This is a genomic window from Bartonella sp. TT67HLJMS (assembly GCF_042193375.1).
Taxonomy (GTDB): Bacteria; Pseudomonadota; Alphaproteobacteria; order Rhizobiales; family Rhizobiaceae; genus Bartonella; species Bartonella grahamii.
In genome coordinates, this window is the sequence record NZ_JBHILP010000033.1 from 1 (window position 1) to 1,099 (window position 1,099).

The following is a 1,099-nucleotide window of genomic DNA, read 5'->3' on the forward strand; positions in this document are numbered from 1 at the left end:
GGTTTTACCCATGCATTACGGTCGTGATCAACGATCAACATGGTGTAGAGAGGTTTTCCGACCGTGTTGGCAAAATCCAAGCTTTCACCAGGAGCAAAGGTTTTTTGGAAGACACCAGGCGCATCAACAGGGAAGAATTGACATTCATCAGGCTTAATGCCTATGGCGCGCTTTGTTACAGCCTTCACACTCACATTATAGTTGTGAATACTCCGGTAGTTAATGAAAGTGACATCTGCAAAGTCAAAACTGCCAAAGCTGCCCGCGCCAAGAGCGCTTGGTGTTGCAACACCTCCGGCGCTATTGAGTGTCTGTGCTAAAGCTGTGTTTAAATAGGTCTCCCGAATTGTTTTATGGTTTTTCAACTTGGAAAAGAATTCATTTCCACAAAGCCCAATAATCCGTGAACGATCAGAAAATGCTCCTTTTGAAGCCTCAATCATCCTCATAATGACTTGGTCAACATTGTCAGCAACATTGGTTGTTTCTGTATTTAGTTTAAAGTCAATGGGCTTTGGTGGTGTGATTTCCCATTCCTTGTACCAATCGACAATCACGGAGCCATCAGCATCAAGGACAACACCTTGAACAGCGCCAAGCTGCATATTTTCCCATGTCAATTCGATTTCAGAAATCAGTTTCTTTTGTTTTCTGGCAATATATTTCATTGCTGTCTCTAACTGATCTTCTGTGCCAAATTCACGACGGTTCTGGATTTCTTCTGATTTTACGGTATCACTTTTGGCAATCCGTGTTGTTTTGAAAAACCGAAGATTACGCCCCTCTCTATCACCTTCTGCCAAAGGTGCGCCACGTTCACTGGTTTGAATAAGCGAAAATGTATTATCACGCCGTTCAATACCAACCACTGTGGTACTGGTTTCAACTTCCTCAAAAAGATTAAGAGAGCTTACAAGACCAGGTTGAAACTCATAGTTTTCAATGGCTTTCATCATTGTGATGCTTGAGAAAGCATCATGTTTAAAAAAATTCATATCCATGTGTGCATTCTCCTATCGCAATAGAATGTTGTTATGGTCTTCTAAAGACTGAATGGCTGCTTTCTTTTGCTCGTCTGTGATGGCATCTGGCCATAGCA

The 1,099-nt window shown here is 42.0% G+C and carries 1 protein-coding gene and 1 pseudogene; both read right to left on the reverse strand.

Features of this window, described 5'->3' with window-relative positions:
• The coding region (locus tag ACFIJQ_RS08795) for a major capsid protein (protein ID WP_375629961.1) at positions 1 to 1,001 on the reverse strand (1,001 nt) is incomplete at its 3' end.
• A gap of 12 nt (positions 1,002 to 1,013) precedes the next feature.
• Positions 1,014 to 1,099, reverse strand: a pseudogene (locus ACFIJQ_RS08800) (head decoration protein); the annotation flags it as partial.